Genomic DNA, 24,609 nt, shown 5'->3' on the forward strand with positions numbered 1-24,609 from the left:
GCGAGCGTTGGTTGGTCGGCCCGTTACTCCATCTACGCGACTTTACGCCCCGCGCACGATCTCGCGCACGTGTCCGATCGTCTCCTCGATCTGGTGCGCATTGACATCGAGATGGGTGCAGGCGCGGATGCGGCCGTCCATCATCGCAAGCGTCACGCCGCGCTGGCGCAACGCTGCGACCATCTTGTCGCCGGGAATGCCGGCGCCGTCGGGCTTGAAGAACACCAGATTGGTCTCGGGCTCCTGCACCTCGATGCCTGCGATCTGCGACAGCCCGCGGGCGAGCGCGCGTGCATTGGCGTGATCGTCGGCAAGACGCTCGACGTGATGGTCGAGCGCGTAGATGCAGGCGGCCGCGCAGATGCCGGCCTGCCGCATCGAGCCGCCGAGGCGCTGCTTCCATTGCCACACCGCGTCGATGAAGACGCGTGAGCCTGCAAGCACGCCGCCAATCGGCGCGCCGAGGCCCTTGGAAAAGTCGATCCAGGCCGAATCCCATCCCACGGTCATGTCACGCGGCGAGATTCCGCTCGCCACGGTGGCGTTGAGCAGGCGCGCGCCGTCCATGTGCGTGATGAGGCCGTGCTGCTTGGCGATCGCGACGATCTCGTCGAGCGCCGCCTTCTTCCAGATCGTGCCGCCGCCGATATTGGCGGTCTGCTCGACGCTGACGACGGTCTGCGGCGGCTGATAGCGCGTGCGTGGATGCAGCGCCTGACGGAGAGTCTCCGGCGTGAACTGGCCGTTGGCGCCCTTGAGCTGCCTCACCTGAAAGCCGCCGATCGCGGCATGCGCGCCCCCTTCGCGGGCGATGATGTGCGCGGTCTCGTGCGCAAGGATCTCGTCGCCGGGACGGCAATGCACAAGCGTCGCGGTGACGTTGCACATCGTGCCCGAGGGCATGTAGACCGCCGCTTCCTTGCCGAGCAGATCCGCCACGCGCTCGCACAGCGCGTTCACCGTCGGATCGTCGCCGACCTGCTCGTCGCCGACCTCCGCCCGTGCCATCGCCTCGCGCATCGCAGCCGTCGGCTTGGTCTGGGTGTCCGAGAGCAGATTGATGTGCACCGGGGGTGCCTTCGGGTCGATGGGGGGAGGGGTGTAGAGCATCAACTTGCTCCCTGAGGGATTGGCATTCACTCGCGGTCAGCGAGTTCTAGGTGGACGCCGGCGGCGTGACGAAACCGCATAATAGCGATTTCTGTCTCGGTCACACGATAATCGATCAGATGAGGATAAGCGTTGAGCGGCAAGCGACGGACGTATGCACGCGTGGTCTGCCGTCCTGCATAAGGATGCGGATAGGCTGAGACATCGGAGTGGCTGCCTGAACGAAAAAGGCCCCGGAAACCGGGGCCTTTGAACTTCGATCTGCCGAAACGATTAGCGCGAATAGAATTCGACGACCAGATGCGGCTCCATCTGCACCGGGAACGGCACGTCGGAAAGGTTGGGGATGCGCGTGTATTTCGCGGTCATCTTGCCATGGTCGACTTCGAGATAGTCGGGCACGTCACGCTCGGGGAGTTGGCTGGCTTCAAGCACATGGGCGAGCTGCTTGGAGGCTTCCTTGACTTCAACGACGTCGCCGACCTTGAGCTGGTAGCTCGAGATGTTGACCTTGCGGCCGTTCACCTTGATGTGGCCGTGGTTGATGAACTGGCGCGCGGCGAAGATCGTGGAGACGAACTTGGCGCGGTACACGACCGCGTCGAGACGGCGCTCCAAGAGGCCGATCAGGTTCTCGCCGGTGTCACCCTTGAGGCGGCTGGCTTCCACGTAGATGCCGTGGAACTGGCGCTCGCTGATGTTGGCGTAGTAGCCCTTCAGCTTCTGCTTGGCGCGCAGCTGCACGCCGAAGTCGGAGAGCTTGCCCTTGCGACGCTGGCCGTGCTGGCCAGGGCCGTATTCGCGGCGGTTCACGGGGCTCTTCGGGCGGCCCCAGATGTTCTGGCCCATACGGCGATCGATCTTGTACTTCGCCTCACTGCGCTTAGTCATCGCGTCCTCTTCAGGTACATGGTTTGAGGAAACGCGCCCTCCTGTGTGACGGGGAGATCCCGGCACCGACAGGTCCGATCCCCAAAGCGGGGGGATAGGACCACGGGTCGCGAAACGCTTCGCGGGCCGAAATCGGCCCGCGAGCAGGCGGCTTTTAGGGGAGTTTGGGGCTCGCTGTCAATGCGAATGGACCCGGAATCAGGTACCCACCGCCCGGACCGGCTTTGGCCCGGCCACACGCAATTCGCTAGCGATTTCAGTGTTCAGGACCTGTTCCAGCCGGGTCAGGACCCGAGCGATCGGGGCGGCATCCGTCACCCGATGGTCCCAGCGGATCACGACATGGATGGTCTGGTCGGCCTCGACCACCCCATAGCTGACGATGAAGGGTCCCGGTGTGATGGGGTGGAGCTCGCCGCCGCCATAGGCGGCCACCGAGCTCACCGCGAAGCTGCCGAACCAGTTGCCGCGCTGCCGGCCGAAATTCAGCCCCACCGCCCAGGACAGGCGTCGCAGCGGCAACGGGAGGCGGGTCGCCCGCATGATCTTGCGGTACATGGGAACCTCCTCAACCGGTGCCGTCTTGGCACGCCTGATCTCGGCATCGACCGCCGCCAGCGTCATGGCCTCGGGGGCCACAATCCGCTGCGGCATCACGCATTCCTCGCCATCTTCGACGCGGGCGACCGCCACCAGTGCCACGCTCCTGGGCAGTTCATAGAGGGCTGGCCGGGGCCATTTGGCGTAGACCGTGCGGAGGATCGGCTCCTCCCTTGCGACCAGAGCGAAAGCCTTCACGAACATCGCTGCCCAGCCGGCGGGCGCCGTTGCGCCCGCGCGAGCTTCCAGCAGAGGGCGGACATTGAGCGAACGGGATAGCGAGACGAAGGGCACACCCATCGAAGCATGCATAAGGTCGCAGATCAGACGGCGCCGCAGGGAGATGGTCTTGGGCGTCCCGCGCATTGGTCTCCGGGTCCTGGGGATCAAGGATTAAAATATGTGCAGCGAGCGGTCGTCCGCTCGCCGCGTGCTCTAGCACGAACCAACGGATTTGGACCCAGTCGGTTCGCCGCATCAGGGGGCCGGCGACGCCAGCGGCTTGGTCTTGTCGACGACGTAAATTCCAAGCACTTTCAATGATTTGTCACCATGAGTCTTGGCGTCGTGCACGGCACCCGCCGGGATCTGGCAGGAATCGCCGGCTTTCAGGCGCTTGTCCGGCTGGCCCTCGATGAGGAGGTCGAGCTCGCCCTCCAGGACATAACCCGTCTCGATCCCCGGATGGGTATGCCGGCCGGCGGCGCCGCCGGCCGGCACTTCGGCGATGGCGGTCACGGTCGTGTAGCCCTCCGGAAAGTCGATCTTCTGGAGCGGGGTGCGCTTGATGCCGGATTGCTGGGCGGAGGCCGCGACGGCGATGCCAGTGAAGCGAGCGCAAGCAAAGTCTTTCTGAGCATGGTTTTTCCTCCCCTGGAGCCGACGACCCTAGCAGCGCCGCGGTGCCCAGCAAGGCCGTATCGGCGATTTAGCGCCTGACCCCGTCGAACGCCGCCATGATGCCCCGCTGGAACAGCGACCAGTCGAAGCCGAGCGCGATCGCGCGGTAGCCACGGTCAATCAGAGCGTTGGCCTGGTCGGCGGTGCGGGCCACGCCGCCGATCGGCACGCCGCTTCTGAGGATGCCGGCTTCCGCACGGGCGACCAGCTCGAGCAGCTCCGGATCGTCCATCTGACCGCGCTTGTTGATGGAGGTGGCGAGATCGCCGGGACCGATGACCGCGACGTCGACGCCCGGCGTCGCCATGATCTCGTCGATGCGGTTGACGGCATCGACATGCTCGATGGTGATCATGCAGATCATCTCGTCGTCGGCTGTAGCCATATAGTCCGGCATCGACTGTCCCCAGCGGAATGGCGCGTGGAAGGGACCCCAGAGTCGATCGCCGCGCGGCGGGTAGCGCACGCTGCGCACCGCTTTCTCGGCATCATCGCGGTTGGTGATCATCGGGAAGTTGATGCCGAAGGCACCGATGTCCATCGGTGCTTTCGCAAGCCATGGCTCGTTCGCGGCAATCCGAACCAGCGGCGTGCACGGCGTGCCTGTGGTCGCGGCGATCATCGCATGTGCTTCGGTCAATCCAATCGGGCCATGTTCGAGATCGACGATGATCCAGTCGAGCGAGCGCGCCATGATCTGCACCATCTGCACACTCGGGATCGTCGCGATCGCGCCAAAGGCGGGTCGCCCCTCGCGCCAGAGCTGGCGAAGACGGTTGAGTGGTGTGGACGGGACCGACATGGAAAGGCCTGCGGCAAGGTGACGACGGCAAAGCCTAGCAGCGCGCCGTTGCTGCGCAAAGTCAGGCCAGGGCGCGGCCGCCGAAGAACGGCGTCAGCATCGCCGAAAGGCTATGCACGCGGTTCGAAGTAAAGATCATCTCGGCGCCGGACTGCGCGATGCCGACGATCCGCGGGCCAAGCAGATCCGAGACGCGGCGCGCGATCGCGGGCGCCGGGTCGATCCAGTCGACCGGCCACGGCGCCAGCCGCTTGAGTCGGTCGAGCAGCAGCGGATAATGCGTGCATGCGAGCACCACCGTGTCGGTGCGCGATGTCGCATCCCCGGCGTCGCCGACGAAGCAAGGAGCGAGTTCGGCAAGGATGGCCTCGTCGCTGATCGGAACGCCGCTCAGCTCGGCTTCAGCCAGCGAGGCAAGCTCGGGCGAGCCGACCAGCGTCACCTCGCAGCCCTGCGCGAACTCGCGGATCAAAGCTTTCGTATATTCGCGCTTCACCGTCCCCTTGGTGCCGAGCACCGAGACGCGGCGGGTCTTCGACTGCGCGCAGGCCGGCTTGATGGCCGGCACCGTGCCGACGAAGGGCAGGGAGTAAGCGGCGCGCAAGTGAGACAGCACCAGGGTGGATGCCGTGTTGCAGGCGATAACGACGAGGTCGGGATCATGCGTGCCGATCAATTCCCCCATCAATGGCACCACGCGGGCGATGATCTCGTCCTCGCCATGGTGGCCATAGGGGAAGAAGGCGTCGTCGGCGACATAGACGTAATGCGCGTCCGGGCGTGCGGCGACGACCTCACGGAGCACCGTGAGTCCGCCAAGGCCGGAATCGAACACCAGAATCGTCGGAGAATTGGTCACGTCATTATCCTAAGGCGCCATGGTTACCAATCTGTTTTTAGGGCGGTTTTGCGGCGGGGCCGCTTGGGGCGGATCTGGATCGATGAATGCGCCGCGGAGGGCACACATCCGCAAAATTCCGGGGGCACCGCTGAAGCGCTGCGCTGCGTCCGGCGCAGGAGGAAATGTGGCACGCTCAACGACGGAGTAGATGTGTCACTGCCATTCGTATCGGCGGGGACGGCGCAGCGATCACGCAATCCTGTTCGTCGTTGCCGCCCGCTCGGCCGCGAGCTGGCTCTGCAGACGCTCGATGTTTTGCAAGAGGCGTTGGCTGGTCAGCACCAGGAAGTAATAGCCGAACTGCGGATCCTGGAAATAAATCTCGAGCAGCCGGTCATAGGTGATCGTCAGCACGTGTCCGTCTTCGATGCATTCGACCGTTCCGGTGCGCCGGTTGTCCGGCGTGAGGAAGCCCAGTTCACCCATCAGAGCTCCGGGCAAAATTTCGACGTTGATCTCCTTGACCAGAAACTTGCCGGTGACCGTGAGGAACATTTCGTTAGCGGGGTCGCGCAGCTTGAAGAGGATGTCGCCGCGGCGGTATTTGCGTTCGGTCATGAACGGCTTGAGCCATTCGATCGACATGTCGCCTTCGGCGGCATGGCGCGCCTTCTTGACCAGCTTGAGCATCTGCCGCAGGCGCAGGGCGTTGATCGGAAGCAACAGAAGATACAGCAGGAACGTCGCGACGTTGGCGGAGAGCGCGCCGAAAACGGCGAACAACGCGCAGCCGACCATGTTCGCGACGCGCAGCGGCACCATCGTCCGCATCAAGAGGGTGGCGACGAAGAAGCCGGCGCCGACCGCGGCAAACAGATTGGCCAGCGTGATGTTCTGGACAAAGATCTCCAGCAGCCGATTGAAGATGGCGTCGTAGGTGACGTTGTTTGGATCGAGGCCCATCTGGACCAGGATCTTCGCGATCCTGAGATTGTCCGTTGCCGCATCGAGAATGCGGTCGAGGATCGACGAAACGTCTGCGCTGCCGGACGGCATGATACTAACCCCGCGTAAGGCCTTCAGTCCTGGTCGGTATGCTCGACACGTGTAGCCCAAATCGAATGACGGCCGGCTGAAATGAAGCCTTTGGCCGTCACGCCGCAAGAGGCAAATTTTAGCTTGATCGGGCGTTTCGGCAATTGCTCGTTGGTTTGCGCGTCTGGCCGATGATTCGAGGCCTGGGGCGGGCTTTGGTGCTGGGGATGGACCCGCGCGCCGCAACAAGGCGGGGCCGCCCGATCTCCGCCTCAGGGCCTGGCGGCGGGCTGCACGACCTGCTGCTCGACGAGGCCAAGGCGTCCGGGCAGCGAGCCCGCGCGCAACAGCATGGCGATGCTGTTGGCCTCTTCGAGGCTGAAGTTGCCGGAGATCTGGCCGGAGCCGCCGGTGATGGGCTCGCGGATCACGGGGGCGGAGAGCACCCTGTCTTCGAGCACGATGGCGAAGGGCTTGCCGACGTTCTCTGCGGTGAGGTGGGCGAAACGCCGCGTGCCGCGGCCGTTGAAACGGAACGAGGCGATCGGCTCTTTCGTGCTGCTCGCAAATCCCGGTCCCGCATAGCTGATGTCGTCGCCGTCGAGCACGCTGGCCTTCACCAGATAGGGGAGCTTGTCCTTGAAGCCGAGCAGGACTTCCGTGCCAGCGGGCGGCGTGCCGGATTGCGCCTGCTCCGACATCGAGAGATCGATCAGGCGGAAGCTGACCCGCACCTTCTTGGCGAAGATCGCGGTGATGCGCTCGGGCTCCATCGTGCCCGGCAGGAAGATGCGGATGCGGTCTGTTCCCTCAGCCTGGACGCTGGCGAGCGTGATGCCGGCGTCCTTGAGGCGCTGCTCAATCATGGCGATGGAATCTTCGACGAGGTCGTGCAGCCGTGCGGCAGATGCGGCGTCGGTCGGCGCGAGCCTGATCAGTCCGTCTCCGGCATCGGTCACGGTGAGCGCTTGCGTGGCCAGCCCCTCCGCCGCCGATGCGAGCTTGCGCATGAGCTGTTCGCGGCCCTTCGCGTCCGGGATTTTCACCTCGACGCCGCCGTCACGGATCGCAAGGCCGGAGAAGGCGATCCGGCCCTCGCGCAGGATCTTGTAAACGTCGTCGCGCAGATCCGTGACGACCGCCTCGCGCAGAGCGTCGGTGTCCACCTTGTAAATGATGCGGGATCCGCCCAGCTTCTCCATCGTGTCGGCGACGAAAGCCGCGACCTTGGCGCGCATCTTGTCGAATTGAGTGTCGGCGAACGCCGCGCGAGGCAGCACGATCGCCGATGCCATCGCGAGCACGACGAGCAGCCTTGTGATGCGGTTCCGCAGATGCGCAGGCATAATGTTCTCGCGTGTTGCGGTCGGGGCAATTCTTGGTCCCGCAATCGGTCGAGGAGGTTCATCGCAGCTCGCTTTCAAATACTTGATGACGTAACCAGGTTACGAAGTTGCGTAACCGGGATACGCGTGATAGATCTTGTTCAAAGGAGCAAGGCCGACGTGGTTCCCGCGAACAAGCGTGTTAGGAAATACCGAAGCGAAGGCGGCGCCGCAGATCTGGTGCGTGTCGAGGTCCTGATTCCGCCGACTGCTCGCAACGAGCTTCTGGTGATGGCCTCGCGCATGCGGGCGGAATATCGCCTGACCAAAGAGCTCCAATCACTCCTCGACAATGCGCTTCGTCTGTATGGACCGCGCATACTCGACAATGTCGATCTCGATCGGCTTCCCGATCTCCGGTCACGTGCCGCGGTCGCTGCCCGCGCAATGATCGATCGCGGCGACGCAAGGGCGTTTGCGATGGGCAGGAAGATGCTGGATCGGGTCAACGCGTGCGAGGACTAAGATGGCTCTAAGCAAGCTACAGAGCGACATCCTGCGGCTTCTTGCCAAGAACCGCTCGGAGAGCAGCTATCTTGCCGGCGGTTTGATGCTCAACAAGGATTGGCAGAGACGATCCGACGACATCGACATTTTCCACGACAGCGATGAGGAAGTGACCGAGGCGGCAAACTCCGATCTGGCCGCCCTCGATGCAGCCGGCTTCAAGGCGCAGCGGGACTTCATCATCTATGGCTGCGTCGATGCAACCGTTTCGCGCGATGGCGAGTCGACAATCATTCAATGGTTCGCCGAGACGAAGCTCCGATTCTTTCCGCTCATTCGAGATGAGGAATGGGGGGCCCGCCTTCATCAAGCCGATCTTGCCGTCAACAAGGTGCTAGCCGCCGCAGGTCGTTCGAAGGCGCGCGACATCGCCGATCTCGTGGCCATCGGTCGCGACTACTGTCCGCTCGGGCCGCTCGTGCTTGCTGCGGCGGGCAAGCCGCCCAATTTCTCTCCGCGTCGAACCATCGAAGAAGTCCGTCGGCATGCGTTGTCGATCCCGGCCGAGGAATTTGCCGCCGTAAGGGGCCTGCCGTCGGAATGGTCGGCGCCTTTCATTCGTGACGAGGTGCTTCGTCTGATTGAAATTGCGGACCGCTACGTGATGGCCGCGCCGGCGGAGCTGATCGGGATACTTGCCGTAAGCAAGGCGAGCGTCCCGCTCGAGGTCGCAGATTCGGACCTCGCGAATGCAATCCTGCGAAAGCCGACTGCCGAGCCGGAAGTGATGCCGGCTCCAGCCGATTTCAACGCGGTGGGCTGGACGCCCGACCGCCCGTAACTCCTCAAGGGGACAACGGCGGGTCGCAGCGTGTGGCCAATGGCATCGGCCATGGACGAACGCCAAATCATCCATCATTCTGTCCGCGCTCGACGGGTCATCGGTCGAGGCCCCGCCGAACCAAAATGTCACAAGAAGGGTGGGGACATGCATCTGAGGGAGGACGGAAATCCATGGCGGGCATCCATGCGCTCGATCGGCTCATCGGCAACGACTATCCGGATTTGTTGACGGACGCGGAGGTCCGGGCCTTCGAGCAGGTTCCTTACGCCGATCGCGTCGCAGCCGAGAGCACGTATGACGCGATCCGGCTGGGTGCAGCGCGCAACCCCGACGGGGCGGCGATCCAGTTCCTGCGAAACGCCGATCCTGCCGACACGCCGGTCGTGGTCACGTATCGCGATTTCATGGCGCGCGTCACGCAGGCCGCCAACATGTTTCACGCGCTGGGCGCGGAGAAGGGCGACGTCATCAGCTTCATGCTGCCGCTGGTGCCGGACGCCTTCGTGACATTGTTCGGCGCCGAAGCCGCCGGCATCGCCAATCCCGTTAATCCGCTGCTCCAGCCGCACCAGATCGCGGAGATCCTGGAGGCTGCGAACACGAAAATCCTGGTGGCGCTTGGGCCGATGCCGGGCACCGACATCTGGCAGAAGGTCGAGCAGATCCGGCCGCAACTCAAGCATCTCAAGGCAATCGTGCAGGTGTTCGGCGGCGGCGATCCGGCGAATGGCATCTTTACCTTCAGCGACCTGATCAAGCAGCAACCGGCGGACCGGCTTATCAGCGGCCGCAAGATCTTGGGCAGCGACATCGCCGCCTATTTCCACACCGGTGGCACCACCGGCACGCCGAAGCTGGTGCGGCACACCCATGCCAACCAGGTCTATCAGGCCTGGGCGCTCAATCTGCTGCTGAAGCCCAAGCCCGGCGCAAACCTGCTGTTCGGCATGCCTCTGTTCCACGTCGGGGGCTCGCTGACACAGGCGTTGCTGACGCTGTCAAGCGGCGGCTCGCTGGTCGTGCTGTCGCCGAGCGGCTGGCGCAATCCGAATGCGGTGAAGAACATCTGGGGGCTGGTCGAGCGCTTCAAGCCCGAGGCGCTGTCGAGCGTGCCGACGGTGCTCGCTGCCGCGCTGGCGGTGCCGCCGGGTAACGCGGATATTTCGAGCCTGAAATATGCGGCAGGTGGCGGCTCGGCGATTCCGGTCGCGGTCGGCTCGGCGATTCAGGAGAAACTGAAGCTGCCGGTGATCGAGGTCTACGGTATGACGGAGACCTCGAGCGTGCACACGCTGGCCTATCCGTCGCGGCCGATCCGGCTTGGCTCGGTCGGCCTTCCCATGCCTTACGCGCGCGTGCGCATCGTGCAGCTCGATGCCGAGGGACGCCTGATCCGCGATTGCGCGCCCGACGAGATCGGCGTCGTCATCATGGCCGGGCCCGGCGTGTTCGGCGGCTATCTCAACGACGAGCACAACAAGGGCGCTTTCATCGACGAGGTCTGGGTCAATTCCGGCGATCTCGGTCGCCTCGATGCTGACGGCTATCTCTGGATCACGGGCCGCGCCAAGGACCTCGTGATCCGCGGCGGCCACAACATCGATCCGGCGCCGATCGAGGAGATCATGTTCAGACATCCCGCCGTCGGCTTCGCCGCCGTGGTTGGCCAGCCCGACGCCTATGCTGGCGAATTGCCGGTGGGGTACGTGCAGTTGAAGCCCGGCGCGAGCGTCGAGCCGGGCGAGCTCGAAGCGTGGGTGCGCGAGCGCACGCCGGAGCGCGCCGCCGTGCCGGTGCAGGTCATTCCGATCGATCCGATGCCGCTGACGGGCGTCGGCAAAGTGTTCAAGCCGCAGCTGCGCTGGGACGCAGCGCAGCGTGTGTTCACTAAGGTGCTGGCACCGCTGGTCGAGCGCGGCATCGATTGCAAGGTCAAGGTCGGTCCGCACGGCAGCCACGGCTCCATCGCCATCGTGACGCTGACCGGCTTGCCGGCGGGTCAGCGCGAAGCGGTCGCGGGCGAGGTGCACGCGCTGCTGGCACCATTCGTGATGCGCCACGAGGTGGTGCAAGCGTAGCGGCCCGAAAGGCCGCGGGGTCAGCTGGGCAGCAGGGCGACGCTTCGCCGCATTATCCATACCCCTGTTTTGAGGACCTCTCTGTGATCGGTATCACATAGGAAGAATTAGCAATCGGCGACGCTACCGAATAGTCTCAGGGAATTGCATCCGGGGGGACGCAAGTGATTCCGTTTCGGCTGTTTGCTTTTTTGATATTTGCGATGGGCCTTGCCTGCGGACCGGCGCATGCCGACCGCCGGGTCGCGCTCGTCATCGGCAATTCCGCCTACAAGAGCGCACCGAAGCTCGGCAATCCCGTGAACGACGCCACCTTGGTCGGCGGCATGTTCAAGAAGGCTGGCTTCGATTCTGTGGACGTCAGGCTCGACCTCAGCGCCAGCGAGATGCGGCGTATGCTGCGCGAATTTGCCGGCAGGTCGCGTGATGCGGAGATGGCGGTGATCTATTACGCCGGCCACGGTATCGAGCTCGACGGCAACAACTATCTCATTCCGACCGACGCCACGCTGGAGACGGACGGCGACGTTCTCGACGAGACCATCCCAGTCGAGCGGGCATTGTTCGCAGTCGAGCCGGCCAAGCAGCTGCGCCTGATCATCCTGGATGCGTGCCGGGACAATCCGTTTGCGAAAACGATGAAGCGCACGCTGGCCTCGCGCGCGGTCGGGCGCGGCCTGGCCAAGGTCGAGCCCACCAGCCCGAATACGATGATCGCATTCGCCGCCAAAGCAGGATCGACGGCATCGGATGGCGATTCCCGAAACAGCCCGTTCGCCGCCGCGCTGGTCGAGCACCTGCCGAAGCCGGGTCTTGATCTGCGCAAGGCCTTCGGCTTCGTGCGCGACGACGTGCTCAAGGCGACCAGCTACAAGCAGGAGCCCTATGTCTACGGCTCACTCGGCGGCGACGACGTGCCGTTAGTCGCGGTCAAGCCGGCCGCGACCGGTCCGCAGGCTAACCCGCAGGAGGCCGTTCGCAGGGATTACGAGCTGGCGCTCCAACTCGGCACGCGGGACGGCTGGGAAGCGTTTCTGGCGGCGTATCCGGACGGCTTCTACGCCAACCTCGCCAAGGGGCAGTTGAACAAGATCGCTGCCGAGGAGACGCGCGCGGGGGCCGAACAGAAGGCAAAGGCCGCCGAGCAGGAGAAGGCGAGGCTCGTTGCCGAGCGCGCCCAGAAGGCCGAGCAGGAGAAGGCGGCCGCGGCGGCCAAGGCCGCCGAGGAGGCGCGGATTGCGGCCGAGAAGCAGAAGCAGATCGAGCAGGCGAGGGCCGAGGCCGCCGAGCAACAGCGCAAGGTGGCCGAAGCGGCGGCGGCGAAGGCATTGGCCGAGAAGCAAGCAGCGGAGAAAGCCAAGGCCGAACTCGCTGCAAAGCAGGCGGCAGAGAAAGCGGAGCAGGCCGCAAAGCCGGCGGCCGACCGGCAGATTCCCGAAGTTGAGAACCAGAAGGTGGCCGCGCTCTCGCCTGCACCGACCTCGACATTATCCGCAGCTGAGCTCGCCAAATCGGTGCAGAGCGAACTGCGCCGGGTCGGCTGCCTCACCTCGGCTGCAGAGGGCGAGTGGACTTCGGCCGCGCAGCGCTCGCTGACGCTGTTCAACAAATATGCCGGCACCCAGTTCGACGTGAAGCTCGCAAGCAGCGACGCACTCGATGCGCTGAAGGCGAAGCCGGGGCGCGTCTGCCCGCTGGTGTGCAATTTCGGCTTCAAGGCCGACGGCGACCAATGCGTGAAGATCACCTGCCGTGCCGGCTATCGCGTCGGTGACGACAATGAGTGCGAGAAGATCCCGGAGAAGAAGCCGGTTGCGACGCGCGAGGATTCGAAGAGGCGGGATCGGGACCGAAAACAAACGGAAGCCGCGCCCTCAGCGCCGCAGGCATCTGGTCAGGTGATCTGCAACGCGGCCGGGTGCAGGCCGATTGCCAAAGGGTGCCGGCTCGGGACGGCCAATCATCCTTCCAATCCGGCGTCTAAAATACCTGCCGAAATATGCAACTGATGATCAAGCGTTCATTTCGAGCGTACTCGTCGCGCTTAGAGCTCTCGGCCTGGACCTGCGCAAGCGTTTGGCTTCGTGCGCGATGATGTGCTGAAGAGCACTGCCGGAAGACACGCGTGCCGCAGCCGAGCAAAAGGCGAAGGCGGCCGAGCAGGAGAAGGTGAGGCTCGTTGCCGAGCGCGCCCAGGTTGAGGCAATGCTGCCAGCTTGTCGGCAACGGATGCAGAATGGAGCGCGCTAGCACCGCTGATGCGAGTTCAGTGAGGGTTGGCCGGACGAGAGACGTCTGCGATTGAGTCGGGTGAGTTAGCAAGTGTAGCCGACCACTTTACGTCGACAGAAAAATGGTGGGTTACGCCTTCGGCTAGTCCACTACAGACTCTACGCCGGCAGCCGCGTCTCGATCAGCCGCGCCCAGAACGAGGCGCCGTGGCCCAAAATGTTGTCGTTGAAGACATAGGCCGGGTGGTGGCACTCGTTGCCGTCGCCCATGCCGACCAAAATCATCGCGCCGGGGCGGGCTTCCAGCATGAATGAGAAATCTTCGGCGCCCATTATGGGAATGAACTTGTCGTTGACGCGCTCGGTGCCGACGATGTCGCGGGCGACGTCGGCGGCAATGCCGGCCTCGCGTGCGTGGTTCATCGTCACCGGATACATCCGCGTGTACTTCGTGTCGGCCGAACCACCATAGGCGCGGGCGACACTGTCGGCGACTTCGCCGATGCGGCGCTCGACGAGATCGCGCACTTCTGGATCGAGCGTGCGCACGGTGCCCGCGAGCTCGGCGACCTCCGGGATGATGTTGAAGGCCGTGCCGGCGTGGAATTGCGTGATCGAGATGACGGCCGACTTCAGCGGATCGACGTTGCGAGCGACGATCGATTGTAGCGCACCCACGATCTGCGAGCCGATCAGCACGCTGTCGATCGATTTGTGCGGACCCGCGCCGGCGTGACCGCCCTTGCCGTGAACGGTGATCTGGATGTTGTCGGACGAGGCGAGCATCGCGCCAGGGGTAGTTGCGAAATGACCTTCGGGCAGGTTCGGCATGTTGTGCATGCCGTAGACCTCCTGGATGTTCCAGCGCGTCATCAGCCCGTCCTCGACCATGGCCTTGCCACCGCCGCCGCCTTCCTCGGCCGGCTGGAAGATCAACACGGCCGTGCCGTCGAAATTGCGCGTCTCGGCGAGATATTTGGCAGCGCCGAGAAGCATGGCGGTGTGGCCGTCATGGCCGCAGGCGTGCATCTTGCCCGGGACCTTGGAGGCGTAGGGCACGCCCGAGGTCTCCATGATCGGCAGCGCGTCCATGTCGGCGCGCAGGCCGATCGTGTTGCCAGACGCCGACTTGCGGCCGCGGATCACGCCGACCACGCCGGTGCGGCCGATGCCCGTCACCACCTCGTCGCAGCCGAACTCGCGCAGCTTATCGGCGACGATGCCGGCGGTGCGGTGGACTTCGTAGAGCAGCTCCGGATTCTCGTGGAAGTCATGGCGCAGGCGGCCATTTCGTCGGAGAGGGCGGCAACGCGATTGACGATGGGCATGAGGGATCCGTCTCTTGTGGGTTCTTGCCATTCCGGAGGGATGCGAAGCATCGAGCTATGGTGCGCATCTGTGCACCAGAGAATCTGGAGATTGTAGCGCGAGATTCCGGGCTCACGCTTCGCGTACCCCGGAATGACGAAGAAAATTCAGCTCTGTCCGAACACGCGCTTGAAGATCGTGTCGACGTGCTTGAGGTGATAGCCGAGGTCGAACTGCTCCTCGATCTCGGCGTCGGTAAGATACTTCTTCACCTCAGTGTCCTTCTTCAGAAGCTGAAGGAAGTCGCCTTCGCCGCGCCAGACCGGCATCGCGTTGCGCTGCACGAGCTTGTAAGAATCCTCGCGGCTGGCGCCCTTCTGCGTCAAGGCCAGCAGGACGCGCTGGGAGTGCACGAGGCCGCCGAGGCGGTCGAGATTCTTCTGCATGTTGGCGGGGTACACCACGAGCGTGTCGATCAGGCCGGCGAGGCGCACCAGCGCGAAGTCGAGGGTCACCGTCGCGTCCGGGCCCATCATGCGCTCGGCGGAAGAGTGCGAGATGTCGCGCTCGTGCCAGAGCACGACGTTCTCCAGTGCCGGCGTCACATAGGCCCGCACCATGCGCGACAGGCCCGTGAGGTTTTCCGACAGCACCGGATTACGCTTGTGCGGCATCGCGGACGAGCCCTTCTGCCCCTCCGAGAAGAACTCTTCGACCTCCAGCACCTCGGTGCGCTGCATGTGGCGGATCTCCACGGCGATGCGCTCGATGGAAGAGGCGATCACGCCGAGGGTCGAGAAATACATCGCGTGGCGATCGCGCGGGATCACCTGGGTCGAAATCGGCTCCGGTACGAGGCCCATGGCCTTGGCCACGTGCTCTTCGACGCGCGGATCGATTTGCGCAAATGTGCCGACGGCGCCGGAGATGGCGCAGGTCGCGACCTCCTTGCGCGCCGCGACCAGACGTTCCTTCGCGCGCGTAAATTCGGCATAGGCATAAGCGAGCTTGAGGCCGAAGGTGACGGGCTCGGCGTGAATGCCATGGCTACGGCCGATGGTCGGCGTCATCTTATGCTCGAAGGCGCGCTTCTTCAGGGCGGCCAGCACCTTGTCGATGTCGGCGAGCAGCAGGTCGGCGGCGCGGGTGAGCTGGACGTTGAGGCAGGTGTCGAGCACGTCGGAGGAGGTCATGCCCTGGTGCACGAAGCGTGCCTCGGGACCGACGATCTCGGCAAGGTGGGTGAGAAAGGCGATGACGTCGTGCTTGGTCTCGCGCTCGATCTCGTCGATGCGGCCGACGTCGAAAATGGCGTCCTTGGCCTTGGCCCAGACCGTCTTGGCAGCCTCCTTGGGGATGGTGCCAAGCTCGGCGAGCGCGTCCGCCGCGTGCGCCTCGATCTCGAACCAGATCTTGAACCGGGTTTGCGGCTCCCAGATCGAGGCCATTTCCGGGCGGGTATAGCGGGGGATCATCTGACGGCTCCAAGAGGTGGGCGGGACACCCCTGGGGATCTGGGGGCGCGGGCTCCGGCCAAAATGCTTTTTACGCCGCGATTTAGCAGAGCGGGGAGGACGAAACAAACGATCCGGGCCCGGGTACGGGGCAACTATCCACCGGTGGGGCGAAGCCGGCCCGCGCCGGACCAAAGATCAGCTATCAATCACGGATCATTGACTGACAGATATTGAAATCTGTCAGCGCTATGTGTATATCCGTCTCCGGACGCTCCGATTGGGCGTCCCGCGATAAGCCCCGGGGAGCCCAACATCCGAAGCAAGCTCGGATCGGAGGGCCGATTGAAGAACGGGGAAAGCGGACGAATGGAGACTTAAGACATGACGACCGAAATCCTCAATTTCACCGGCATGATTGGGCATTGGCTCAATTTACTGGTGGCGCGCCAGATCGCGGCGCAGGCTGCAAAACTGCCTCATTAAGGCATAGGCTTTCCGAAACGACCGGCGAGGGCGCTTCGGAAACAGCCCTACTGCCGGGTAACTGAGCCCTGAACGGGAACAATGGTGCTGGCATGAATGAAGCTGTTGTCTTGACGCCGGAGCGAATCCTCGAAGTCACCGAGGACGTGCTCAGGCGCTTCGGACTTGCCAAGGCCACCGTGGTCGACGTTGCCCGTGCGCTCGATGTGAGCCACGGCAGCGTCTATCGCCATTTCCCGAGCAAGGCCTCGCTGCGCGAAGCCGTTGCCAAACGCTGGCTCGACCGCATCGACGCGCCGTTGCGCGCGATCGCCGAGGAGCAGGGCCCCGCGCCTGATAGGCTCAGCCGCTGGCTGCGCACGTTGTTCGCCGCCAAGCGTTCGCGCGTCCTCGACGACCCCGAGATGTTCCAGACTTATCTGACGCTGGCGCGCGAGGCCTGCGCAGCCGTCAAATGTCACAAGGACACCATGATCGACCAGATCGCGGCGATCCTGGCCGACGGCATCAAGCAGGGCGTATTCGAGGTGGACGACGTCAAGACGACCGCGCGCGCCATTTTCGATGCCACCGTCCGCTTCCACCATCCGGCCCATGCCGACGAGTGGAAGGACGCCGATCTTTCCGCGCGGGTCGATGCAACGCTGGCGCTACTGCTGCGCGGATTGAAGGCGGGTTAGGCCACGCCACCTGCCCAATTGGCGCGAGGGCCATCAACCTCTCGCCTTGTGAAGAAAGCTACCATTGCGAGCCGGGGGCGCCGAAGCCGAGCGTCTCCGCGCATGGAAGTTCGGGTCGGACGATGGCACCACCGGGGGACTTTCCGGGTATGCATTGACTGCGATTTCGACGGCGTCCTTTGACCGCTTGCGCAGGCGGTAGAAGGTTAGCTCCTGATCGAGCATGGGGCAGCGGAAGTGGACGACGGCGGTGTCCGGCAGACGGCAGAGTTCGTCGATGAGCTCGCCTACAGTGATGATCGGGGGATGGTCGACTGCGTTGTGATGACCCTTACTCATGACCCTTTACTCCTTCTGCCGTACTAACCGGAGCCGGATGGGCTCCGTTCCAATTCGTTCGGCAGATTGACGAGCTTCAAGACGGAGTGCGGCAGCTTTGCTGCTAGATCCTCGTCAGTCCGCACGTTGCTGCGAGCCGCACGAGCTGTGCATCCGTGCGTGCGCCGGTCTTTGATTTGATCAGATAATGGTAGTTCTGGACTGTTTTCACACTGAGATTGAGATGCGCTGCAATCTGCTCGGTGGTAGCGCCGCCGGCGAATTGGCGTAGGATCTCGATCTCCCGCTCGCCCAGCTGATCCAGCGCTGAACCCGTCGGCGATAGGCTGTCCTCGGCGAGAATATGCGCGATGTCGTCGCTCATGGCGCGCTCGCCGCGCGCCACGCTGCGGATCGCATTCACGACCGCGGACGGCTCGCTGCTCTTGGTGACGAAGCCAGAGGCGCCCGCGCCGAAGGCGGCTTTCACCAGCACGGCTTCGTTGTGCATGGTGAAAACCAGAATCCGCGCCCGCGGGCTGCGTGCGCGGATGTTGCGGATCGCTTCCAGCCCGCTCGCGCCGGGCATCGAGATATCAAGGACGACGACGTCGGGGTCATGCGCCTTGAAGGCGCTATAGGCGTCCGCAGCGTTGTCGGCTTCCGCGACGACACGAAGATCGCCCTGGCTTTCCAGCACGCGCCGGTAGCCCTGCCGCACGATCGGGTGGTCGTCGACCAGTAGCACGGAGATGCCTGTTGCCGCGACATCGTTCACGTCGGCCTCATGCGGCGAGCGGGATGGTGGCGGCCACGCTGAGGCCGCGATTCGCAGGCAGGATCGAGAGTGATCCACCGGCGGCTGCAAGGCGTTCGCGGATGCCGGTGAGGCCGAGTCCGGCCGATTGCGCGACGCGCTTGGCATCGCCGCCGCCATCGTCTTCGACCCGGATCAGGAGCGCGTCGTGCTCGCCCGCGCGCCGCTCAACGCGTAGCGAGATCTCGCGCGCGGAGCTGTGGCGCAGGGCGTTGGTCAGGCATTCCTGCGCCACGCGATAGGCGGTGATGGCCGCCGGGCCGCTGATATCGGTAAGATCGCCCCTGAGGTCGAGCTGGATTGTCGGCCGCGCCGCACTCTGCGAACGCCAGCTATCTACCAAATTTACGAGACTTGCCTCGAGCCCGAGCTCCTCGGGCAGGGGATTGCGCAGCCGCTTCAGCGCATCGCGCAGCGAGGCCATCAGATGATGGGTGGCCTGTGAGATCATCCGCGCATCCTGCGCGATGCCTTTATCCCTGTTATCCTTCGCGCTCGCCGTCTCGATGGTGTTGGCGAAGGCGAGGATGGCGGAGAGATTTTGTCCGAATTCGTCGTGCAGCTCCCGGGCGAGCGCGCGGCGTTCGTCGTCGCGGATCTCGATCAGCCGCCGCGTCAGCGCCGCGCGCTGCTCGGTCGCTTCCTCCAGCCGGCCGCCGAGCGCATCGACGGCGCTGCCGATCATCGCAAGCTCCATCGAGCGGAAGCGCGGCAGCTTCGTGCGATACTGGCCGCGCGCCATGCGCTGCAACGCGATGACGATGGTGCGTGCCGGCGCCAGCGCGTGCGCGATCGCGAGCGAAGCCAGCAGCGCGATTGCCGCCGCCATCAAGAGCGCAACGTCGATCACGTTGAGGATGTACTCCCAGGCGAGCGAGATCGCGGCGGCGGCGTCCGGCGTTGCAACCACCGTGCCGGCGGCCGCCGCGCGCGGACTAACGGGCCGCACCACCTCGGCATGGCTGCCGAGGAAGGTCGGCACGATCGATGCGAACCAATGCGGCGGCGTCTTGCCGATGCCTTGGCTCTGACCGCAGAGCGGCTTCTCGAACGCCGTAGCCGGCTGGAACTCGACGCAGACACCGGGCGATATCAGCTTCATTGTCTCCAGCGAACGCCAGTCCGGAACCGGCAACAGATGTTCACGTGCTCTGCTGCTGCGCAACAAGAGCTCGCGCCAATATAGCGCCTGAAGCGCCTGCGCGACCCTTTGTGCGGAAGCCGCGGTCGCCCGGTCGATGCTGCGATAGGCGTCGAACGTCGCCCATACCGTCGCTGCTCCCAGGCACAGCGCCACGATGAGCAGCAGACGGGCGACGAGCTGAAGCACGAGGCGCATGCGATCACCCCCAACCTTTGGTAAGCTCAGCCTAACAACGCCGCCGCGCCTTGCCAATTGCGGGGAACGGCAGGATGGCAGCTCGGGCAAATTTCCCAAGCCGGATTGGGCATGGCTCTTTGGACCTGGCGCGGCGGTTTTGATCTAATCGGCCGAAGAATCCTTCTAGGCCAATCTTTCTTGGCCAATCGTCGCAAGCCAGGAGCAGTGCAGCATGAGTTCGATGACGATTGGGCCGATCGCGGGCCACGCTGCCGACCCGACCGAGCGCAGCGCGCTGCTGTTCTGGATGATCTTCACCGGGCTCTCGATCTTCGCCATCGTGCTGTTGTGGCGCTTCGGACTGATTCACCTGATGCTGACCTCGGACCGCACCTACATTTCGAGCGTGATCGCGGTGCTTTACGTCGTCACCTGCGGCCACTGCTTCCTGCGGACGCGCGCGATCGCGCGGGAGGGAGCAGCGGCACGGCGCTGCCGGGCGGTGCTGTCGGCCGCCGGCGGCAGCAAGGCGCTCGATACTAGCGCGACAGCGCTTCCGCGCGGCCTGGTGCGCGATCACATCGAGAGCCTTGTGACCAAGGCCGCTGCGCAAGGCTACCGGCCGGTCGACCAGACGCTGCTGCTGCGGACGCTCGCCGACCGGCTGCGCGGCTCCAACGGTTTTGGCGCCTTCGTCTCGGACACCTTGATGAAGCTCGGCCTGCTCGGCACCATCATCGGCTTCATCATCATGCTGGCGCCCATCGCGGGTCTCGATGCCGCCGACAAGGCCGCGATGCGGTCCTCGATGGGGCTGATGAGCGACGGCATGGCGGTGGCGATGTACACGACGCTGGCCGGCCTCGTCGGCTCGATCCTGGTCCGCATCCAGTACTACATGCTCGATGCCGCGACCCAGCGTGTGTTCTCGGATGCGGTGGTGCTGACCGAGACCTATGTGACGCCGGTCCTGGAGCACAAGGGTGCTGGATCGCCGTCATGATGGATGATTTCGGTCTCTATCCGCGCGAGGAGCCATTCGATCCGCTCGGCGTGATGCTGTTCAAGGCGCTCCAGGTGATCGCCTTCCTGTTTTTCCTGGCGCTGCTCGCGGTCTCCCCGGACGCCAAGGAGGGCAAGATCGACTCCAAGGCCGAGTTCATGATCACGCTGGACTGGCCGGACAACCACCCCGATGATCTCGACCTGTTCGTGCAGGACCCCGCCGGCAACATCGCCTGGTATCGCCACCGCGAGGCCGGCTTCCTCACACTCGATCGCGACGACCGCGGCGGGGCGAATGACTTCATCATCGTCAACGGCAAGAAGATCGCCTCGCCCATCCGCGAGGAGATTGTCACGGTGCGGGGCATCGTCGCCGGCGAATACACCGTCAACGTCTCGCATTTCGTGGCGACGACCGGCGAGCCCGTGACTGCCAATGTGAAGGTGCAGAAGCTCAATCCGACCGCGCAGGTCGTCTTCGACAACAAGTTCACGCTCGATCACACCGGCGACGAGAAGACCGCCGTCCGGTTCCGGCTCGATGCCGAAGGCAAGGTCGTCAATGTGGACCAGCGGCCGAAATCGCTGCTGGAGACGTTCCGCAGCAGCTGGCGCAACGGCGCTGATGTCGATCCGAAGACCCGGGTGAGGGTGCGCCGTGAGTAATCTGCAAACGGTCATCCTCACCTTGTCGGTCGCCTATGCCGTGATCGGCGCGCTGCTGCTGGTGGTGCTGGTCTATGCGCGGCTGCACTGGGTCCTGAAGGCGACGGCCGTCGTCATCACCAGCGCCTTCTATATAGTCAGCTTCACCGAAATGCGCGGGCTGCTCGGCTGGGCCAGCTCCGACCGGATGCCGACCGCCTTCAAGCTGCTCCAGGCCCGTATCGTCGAGCCGCATTCGCTGGAGGGCGATCCCGGCTCGATCTATCTCTGGGTCGAGGCGCTCGACGAGGACAATCGGCCGAGCGGCATTCCGCGGGCCTTCCGGGTGCCCTATGACGACAGGCTGGCCGACAAGACCCATGCAGCGCAGAACGAGATCGCGGCTGGGCATCCGCAGGGCGGGCGCGCCGCCGACTTCGGCGGCGGTGACGGCAGCCTGATCGACATGGTGCGAGAATATGTGACGCCGAAGACGATTTTGGAGACCAGCGGCGGCGATTCTTCGACCGGCGAGTTCAACGCCCCGCCGGCCGGCGCGCAGGGCGTCGTGTTCACGCCGCTGCCGCCGCCGCGGATGCCGCCAAAGGACGAGCAATAGGCCCTTCACCATCGCGGCAGCGTCCCGCTGGAAAACCGGCACGCGCCGGCGCATGTTCTTGACGTCCCTCAATTTGGCCTTATCGGCTTCCGATAAGATTTTGAGGGTGGAGGGTGCGTGCTCCTAGCTATCTTCTCGGATATCCACGGCAACCGGCAGGCGTTCGAGGCGTGCCTGAAGATGGCCCGCGCGAAAGGCGCGGAGCGCTTCATCCTGCTCGGTGATTTCGTCGGCTATGGCGCCGATCCGGAATGGGTCGTGGACACCGCGATGGAGCTCGTTGCCGGCGGCGCCATCGCCGTGCGCGGCAATCACGACCAGGCGGTCAATTCCTCGGCGGAGACCATGAACGCCGAGGCGCAGGTTGCGATCGAATGGACTCGCGGCCGGCTCGACAGCGCGCAGCGTCGGTTTTTGGCCGAATTGCCGATGCTGGTGGAGAACGACGGCCGCCTGTTCGTGCATTCGGAAGCCTCCAGCCCGCAGCGCTGGCACTATGTCCGGTCGACGGCGGATGCCGCCAAGAGCCTGATCGCGACACCCGCGCATATCACCTTCTGCGGTCACATCCACAGACCTGCGCTCTATTCGATGTCGGTGACGGCGAAGATGACGAGCTTCGTGCCGAAGACCGATGTCTCCGTGCAGCTCCTGCGCGGGCGGCAATGGCTTGCCGTGCTCGGTTCGGTCGGCCAGCCCCGCGACGGCGATCCGTCCGCGGCCTTCGTGCTGTTCGACACGGTCTCGTGCCAGATCACCTATTGCCGCGCGCCTTATGACGTCGCGACCGCGGCCGGCAGGATCCGCGACAACGGCCTGCCGCATTGGCTGGCCGACCGCCTGTCGCAGGGGCGCTGACGGCGATGCCGAAATCCCTGGTCAGATCAGGTGCGGAGATCGACGGTTTCACCATCGGTGAATGCGTTCATGCCGGCGGCATGGCGACGTTGTGGACCGTCACTCATCCCGGCATCGACATGCCCTTGCTGATGAAGATCCCGCGGGTGTCGGAAGGTGAGGATCCCGCGGCGATCGTCTCGTTCGAGATGGAGATGATGATCCTGCCGCGGGTTGCGGGGCCGCACGTGCCGGCCTGCTTCGGCACCGGGGATTTCGCGCATCAGGCCTATGTCGTGATCGAGCGTATCCCCGGGGCGACGCTCTACAAGCGACTGCCGGACTTGCCGCTGCCTTATGACGAGGCGCGGCAGCTCGTGGCGAAGATCGCGGCCGCGCTCGCCGACCTGCATCGGCAGAACGTGATTCATCACGACATCAAGCCGAGCAGCATCATGTTCCGCGACAGTGGCGAGGCGGTGCTGATCGACTACGGCCTGTCGCACCACAACCATCTGCCTGACCTGTTGCAGGAAGAATTTCGTCTGCCTTACGGAACCGCGCCCTACATGGCACCCGAGCGGCTGCTAGGCGTGCGCGACGATCCGCGCAGTGACCTGTTCTCGCTCGGCGTGCTGCTCTATTTCTTCACCACGGGCGAGCGTCCCTTCGGCGAGGGTGAAACGTTGCGCGCGATGCGGCGCCGGCTGTGGCGCGATCCCTATCCGCCGCGCGCATTGCGCGCCGACTATCCGCCCTGGCTCCAGGAGGTGGTGCTGCGCTGCCTCGAGATCGAGCCGGTGTGGCGTTATCCGACGGCGTCCCAGCTCGCCTTCGATCTCACCCATCCGGACCAGGTCAAGCTCACCGCGCGCGCGGAACGGCTGAAGCGTGATTCCCTTGGCGTGGTGTGGCGGCGCCGCTTCAATCAAGGCGTCATGCAGCCACGAGCGAAATCGGATGTCGCGGCGCAGATCGCGTCGAGCCCAATTCTTGCGATCGCGCTCGACATGGTGGAGGGCGCACCGGAGCTAAACGAGGCACTGCGCGTGACGACCGAGCGCATTCTCGCCACGTTGCCCTCGGCGCGGCTGGCCTGCCTCAACGTGCTCAAGCTCAATCGCATCGCGATCGATCGGACGCTCGACGAGCAGGGCTCCAACAAGCATATCGACCGCCTGGTGGCGCTCCGGCATTGGGCGGCGCCGCTCAAGCTGGACGAGAGCCGGTTGTCGGTCCATGTGCTGGAGGCCGTCGATCCCGCCGCTGCGATCCTGGAGTTCGCCGAGGTCAACCATGTCGACCATGTCATCATCGGCGCGCGGCAAGGCTCGTTCAGGCGCACCTTGCTCGGCAGCGTCTCGGCCAAGGTGGCCTCGGAGGCGAGCTGTACCGTCACCATTGTGCGGCCGCCGCGCATGGCGGGGGATGTGGCTGAAGCGGATAACGGCGAGGCGGCCGGATAGGGGTGCGCCTTCAAACGGCGGATCAGGCCGCGTGGGCGGGGTGAGCCGCGTGCTTACGGCGGATGGGCCAGGAGAATTGCGGGCCGGCCTCGCCCTGATCCGCGCTGCCGCCGAAATACTGGATGATCTCGCGGCAGGGTTCGCAATTGAACAGGTTACGCGACGCGGATGCCTTGGTCATTTCCTTCAGGCAGTTCGGGCAATGCGGTCTCATGGGACGGTCCAGAAAAGGAGATCTCAGTGTCTGCGCTGCGCGGCAAGCGAATGGTCGACGTCCGCATTGTCGGGCCCGGCATCGTCGTTCCGCGTGCGATCGGCGCGTTCGAGGCGGCCGAAAAAGTAGTCGAGATTCGGATGCGGTCGCCGCGGAATACGGCACCTGCGCTTCGGCTGACGTTTCACGAGTGCGAGCTGCATGGCATCACTCCCGGCGACGCTGAAGGTGAATGATGCGGGCAGAGGATGCGGCCTTCACCGGTCGCGCCATGT

Annotated in this window: 22 protein-coding genes and 2 pseudogenes; 11 read left to right on the forward strand and 13 right to left on the reverse strand. The window is 64.4% G+C overall.

The features are described from left to right. Positions 1 to 42 precede the first annotated feature (42 nt). The 8 genes and pseudogenes from IVB12_RS05965 to IVB12_RS06000 form a co-directional block, all read right to left on the reverse strand. Positions 43 to 1,110 carry a threonine aldolase family protein gene (locus IVB12_RS05965; RefSeq protein WP_247296579.1) on the reverse strand — a complete coding sequence of 356 codons (1,068 nt, stop codon included), beginning with the start codon at positions 1,108 to 1,110 and terminating at the stop codon, positions 43 to 45. Between the two features lie 273 nt (positions 1,111 to 1,383). Next, a complete protein-coding gene (gene rpsD / locus IVB12_RS05970; protein ID WP_247296581.1) occupies positions 1,384 to 2,001 on the reverse strand; it encodes a 30S ribosomal protein S4 in 618 nt (205 codons plus the stop codon). A 198-nt stretch (positions 2,002 to 2,199) separates the two neighbouring features. Further along, positions 2,200 to 2,967: an acyltransferase gene (locus tag IVB12_RS05975; RefSeq protein WP_247296583.1), complete on the reverse strand. Its 768-nt coding sequence runs from the start codon at positions 2,965 to 2,967 to the stop codon at positions 2,200 to 2,202. 111 nt (positions 2,968 to 3,078) lie between these two features. Next, positions 3,079 to 3,461: pseudogene (locus tag IVB12_RS05980) on the reverse strand (cupin domain-containing protein). Positions 3,462 to 3,529: 68 nt separating this feature from the next. Then, a complete protein-coding gene (locus IVB12_RS05985; RefSeq protein ID WP_247296585.1) occupies positions 3,530 to 4,303 on the reverse strand; it encodes an aldolase/citrate lyase family protein in 774 nt (257 codons plus the stop codon). Between the two features lie 61 nt (positions 4,304 to 4,364). After that, a complete protein-coding gene (gene murI, locus IVB12_RS05990) occupies positions 4,365 to 5,162 on the reverse strand; it encodes a glutamate racemase (protein ID WP_247296587.1) in 798 nt (265 codons plus the stop codon). Positions 5,163 to 5,393: 231 nt separating this feature from the next. Then, positions 5,394 to 6,200, reverse strand: a complete 807-nt coding sequence (locus tag IVB12_RS05995; protein WP_247280699.1) for a cyclic nucleotide-binding domain-containing protein — start codon at positions 6,198 to 6,200, stop codon at positions 5,394 to 5,396. A gap of 251 nt (positions 6,201 to 6,451) precedes the next feature. Then, on the reverse strand, positions 6,452 to 7,525 hold the full coding sequence (locus tag IVB12_RS06000; RefSeq protein WP_247296589.1) for a preprotein translocase subunit SecD: 1,074 nt from the start codon (positions 7,523 to 7,525) through the stop codon (positions 6,452 to 6,454). 159 nt (positions 7,526 to 7,684) lie between these two features. On the opposite strand from IVB12_RS06000, the gene IVB12_RS06005 reads away from it, so the two are divergent. From IVB12_RS06005 to IVB12_RS06020, 4 genes are all read left to right on the forward strand, one after another. Next, entirely contained in the window at positions 7,685 to 8,029 is a 345-nt protein-coding gene (locus tag IVB12_RS06005; protein WP_247296591.1) for a hypothetical protein, read from the forward strand. A gap of 85 nt (positions 8,030 to 8,114) precedes the next feature. Continuing rightward, on the forward strand, positions 8,115 to 8,852 hold the full coding sequence (locus IVB12_RS06010; protein ID WP_247296592.1) for a hypothetical protein: 738 nt from the start codon (positions 8,115 to 8,117) through the stop codon (positions 8,850 to 8,852). Positions 8,853 to 9,025: 173 nt separating this feature from the next. After that, positions 9,026 to 10,933, forward strand: coding sequence for an acyl-CoA synthetase (locus tag IVB12_RS06015; RefSeq protein WP_247296594.1), 1,908 nt, complete (start codon positions 9,026 to 9,028; stop codon positions 10,931 to 10,933). 203 nt (positions 10,934 to 11,136) lie between these two features. After that, positions 11,137 to 12,942, forward strand: coding sequence for a caspase family protein (locus IVB12_RS06020; protein ID WP_247296705.1), 1,806 nt, complete (start codon positions 11,137 to 11,139; stop codon positions 12,940 to 12,942). Between the two features lie 381 nt (positions 12,943 to 13,323). On the opposite strand, the pseudogene IVB12_RS06025 reads toward IVB12_RS06020, so the two are convergent. After that, positions 13,324 to 14,492: pseudogene (locus tag IVB12_RS06025) on the reverse strand (M20 aminoacylase family protein). 147 nt (positions 14,493 to 14,639) lie between these two features. Next, positions 14,640 to 15,947, reverse strand: a complete 1,308-nt coding sequence (gene purB, locus IVB12_RS06030; protein WP_247296596.1) for an adenylosuccinate lyase — start codon at positions 15,945 to 15,947, stop codon at positions 14,640 to 14,642. A gap of 557 nt (positions 15,948 to 16,504) precedes the next feature. On the opposite strand from purB, the gene IVB12_RS06035 reads away from it, so the two are divergent. Next, a complete protein-coding gene (locus tag IVB12_RS06035; protein WP_247296598.1) occupies positions 16,505 to 17,092 on the forward strand; it encodes a TetR family transcriptional regulator in 588 nt (195 codons plus the stop codon). Positions 17,093 to 17,534: 442 nt separating this feature from the next. Here IVB12_RS06035 and IVB12_RS06040 read toward each other — a convergent pair whose 3' ends face one another. After that, positions 17,535 to 18,188: a response regulator transcription factor gene (locus tag IVB12_RS06040; protein ID WP_247296599.1), complete on the reverse strand. Its 654-nt coding sequence runs from the start codon at positions 18,186 to 18,188 to the stop codon at positions 17,535 to 17,537. 7 nt (positions 18,189 to 18,195) lie between these two features. Then, positions 18,196 to 19,566: a histidine kinase gene (locus tag IVB12_RS06045; protein ID WP_247296602.1), complete on the reverse strand. Its 1,371-nt coding sequence runs from the start codon at positions 19,564 to 19,566 to the stop codon at positions 18,196 to 18,198. 214 nt (positions 19,567 to 19,780) lie between these two features. Between IVB12_RS06045 and IVB12_RS06050 the strand changes: the two genes are divergently transcribed. The 5 genes from IVB12_RS06050 to IVB12_RS06070 all read left to right on the forward strand — a co-directional run bounded on the left by IVB12_RS06050 (position 19,781) and on the right by IVB12_RS06070 (position 24,120). After that, on the forward strand, positions 19,781 to 20,551 hold the full coding sequence (locus IVB12_RS06050) for a MotA/TolQ/ExbB proton channel family protein (RefSeq protein WP_247296604.1): 771 nt from the start codon (positions 19,781 to 19,783) through the stop codon (positions 20,549 to 20,551). Beyond that, entirely contained in the window at positions 20,548 to 21,219 is a 672-nt protein-coding gene (locus tag IVB12_RS06055) for a hypothetical protein (RefSeq protein ID WP_247296606.1), read from the forward strand. Before IVB12_RS06050 ends, IVB12_RS06055 begins: the two co-directional genes overlap by 4 nt. Continuing rightward, positions 21,212 to 21,817 (forward strand): hypothetical protein, encoded by a 606-nt coding sequence (locus IVB12_RS06060; RefSeq protein ID WP_247296608.1) that lies wholly within the window; start codon positions 21,212 to 21,214, stop codon positions 21,815 to 21,817. Before IVB12_RS06055 ends, IVB12_RS06060 begins: the two co-directional genes overlap by 8 nt. A gap of 117 nt (positions 21,818 to 21,934) precedes the next feature. Further along, positions 21,935 to 22,675: a metallophosphoesterase family protein gene (locus tag IVB12_RS06065; RefSeq protein WP_247296610.1), complete on the forward strand. Its 741-nt coding sequence runs from the start codon at positions 21,935 to 21,937 to the stop codon at positions 22,673 to 22,675. Positions 22,676 to 22,680: 5 nt separating this feature from the next. Beyond that, positions 22,681 to 24,120, forward strand: coding sequence for a bifunctional serine/threonine-protein kinase/universal stress protein (locus tag IVB12_RS06070; protein ID WP_247296612.1), 1,440 nt, complete (start codon positions 22,681 to 22,683; stop codon positions 24,118 to 24,120). 22 nt (positions 24,121 to 24,142) lie between these two features. Here the strand turns inward: IVB12_RS06070 and IVB12_RS06075 are convergent, their stop codons facing one another. Further along, a complete protein-coding gene (locus tag IVB12_RS06075; protein WP_247296614.1) occupies positions 24,143 to 24,334 on the reverse strand; it encodes a hypothetical protein in 192 nt (63 codons plus the stop codon). Between the two features lie 26 nt (positions 24,335 to 24,360). On the opposite strand from IVB12_RS06075, the gene IVB12_RS06080 reads away from it, so the two are divergent. Continuing rightward, positions 24,361 to 24,570, forward strand: coding sequence for a hypothetical protein (locus IVB12_RS06080; protein WP_247296616.1), 210 nt, complete (start codon positions 24,361 to 24,363; stop codon positions 24,568 to 24,570). Positions 24,571 to 24,609: the final 39 nt, after the last annotated feature.

The sequence above is a fragment of the Bradyrhizobium sp. 179 genome, from assembly GCF_023073535.1.
GTDB lineage: Bacteria > Pseudomonadota > Alphaproteobacteria > Rhizobiales > Xanthobacteraceae > Bradyrhizobium.

What these genes read in the sequence shown, in the direction of transcription:
- IVB12_RS06020 (WP_247296705.1), top strand. Translation starts at nt 11,137, where the DNA reads ATGGGCCTTGCCTGCGGACCGGCGCATGCCGACCGCCGGGTCGCGCTC.
- IVB12_RS06010 (WP_247296592.1), top strand. Translation starts at nt 8,115, where the DNA reads ATGCTCAACAAGGATTGGCAGAGACGATCCGACGACATCGACATTTTC.
- IVB12_RS06070 (WP_247296612.1), top strand. Translation starts at nt 22,681, where the DNA reads ATGCCGAAATCCCTGGTCAGATCAGGTGCGGAGATCGACGGTTTCACC.
- IVB12_RS06050 (WP_247296604.1), top strand. Translation starts at nt 19,781, where the DNA reads ATGAGTTCGATGACGATTGGGCCGATCGCGGGCCACGCTGCCGACCCG.
- IVB12_RS06055 (WP_247296606.1), top strand. Translation starts at nt 20,548, where the DNA reads ATGATGGATGATTTCGGTCTCTATCCGCGCGAGGAGCCATTCGATCCG.
- IVB12_RS05975 (WP_247296583.1), bottom strand. Translation starts at nt 2,967, where the DNA reads ATGCGCGGGACGCCCAAGACCATCTCCCTGCGGCGCCGTCTGATCTGC.
- IVB12_RS05965 (WP_247296579.1), bottom strand. Translation starts at nt 1,110, where the DNA reads ATGCTCTACACCCCTCCCCCCATCGACCCGAAGGCACCCCCGGTGCAC.
- rpsD (WP_247296581.1), bottom strand. Translation starts at nt 2,001, where the DNA reads ATGACTAAGCGCAGTGAGGCGAAGTACAAGATCGATCGCCGTATGGGC.
- IVB12_RS06015 (WP_247296594.1), top strand. Translation starts at nt 9,026, where the DNA reads ATGGCGGGCATCCATGCGCTCGATCGGCTCATCGGCAACGACTATCCG.
- IVB12_RS06000 (WP_247296589.1), bottom strand. Translation starts at nt 7,525, where the DNA reads ATGCCTGCGCATCTGCGGAACCGCATCACAAGGCTGCTCGTCGTGCTC.
- purB (WP_247296596.1), bottom strand. Translation starts at nt 15,947, where the DNA reads ATGATCCCCCGCTATACCCGCCCGGAAATGGCCTCGATCTGGGAGCCG.
- IVB12_RS06045 (WP_247296602.1), bottom strand. Translation starts at nt 19,566, where the DNA reads ATGCGCCTCGTGCTTCAGCTCGTCGCCCGTCTGCTGCTCATCGTGGCG.
- IVB12_RS05995 (WP_247280699.1), bottom strand. Translation starts at nt 6,200, where the DNA reads ATGCCGTCCGGCAGCGCAGACGTTTCGTCGATCCTCGACCGCATTCTC.
- IVB12_RS06035 (WP_247296598.1), top strand. Translation starts at nt 16,505, where the DNA reads ATGAATGAAGCTGTTGTCTTGACGCCGGAGCGAATCCTCGAAGTCACC.
- IVB12_RS06075 (WP_247296614.1), bottom strand. Translation starts at nt 24,334, where the DNA reads ATGAGACCGCATTGCCCGAACTGCCTGAAGGAAATGACCAAGGCATCC.
- IVB12_RS05985 (WP_247296585.1), bottom strand. Translation starts at nt 4,303, where the DNA reads ATGTCGGTCCCGTCCACACCACTCAACCGTCTTCGCCAGCTCTGGCGC.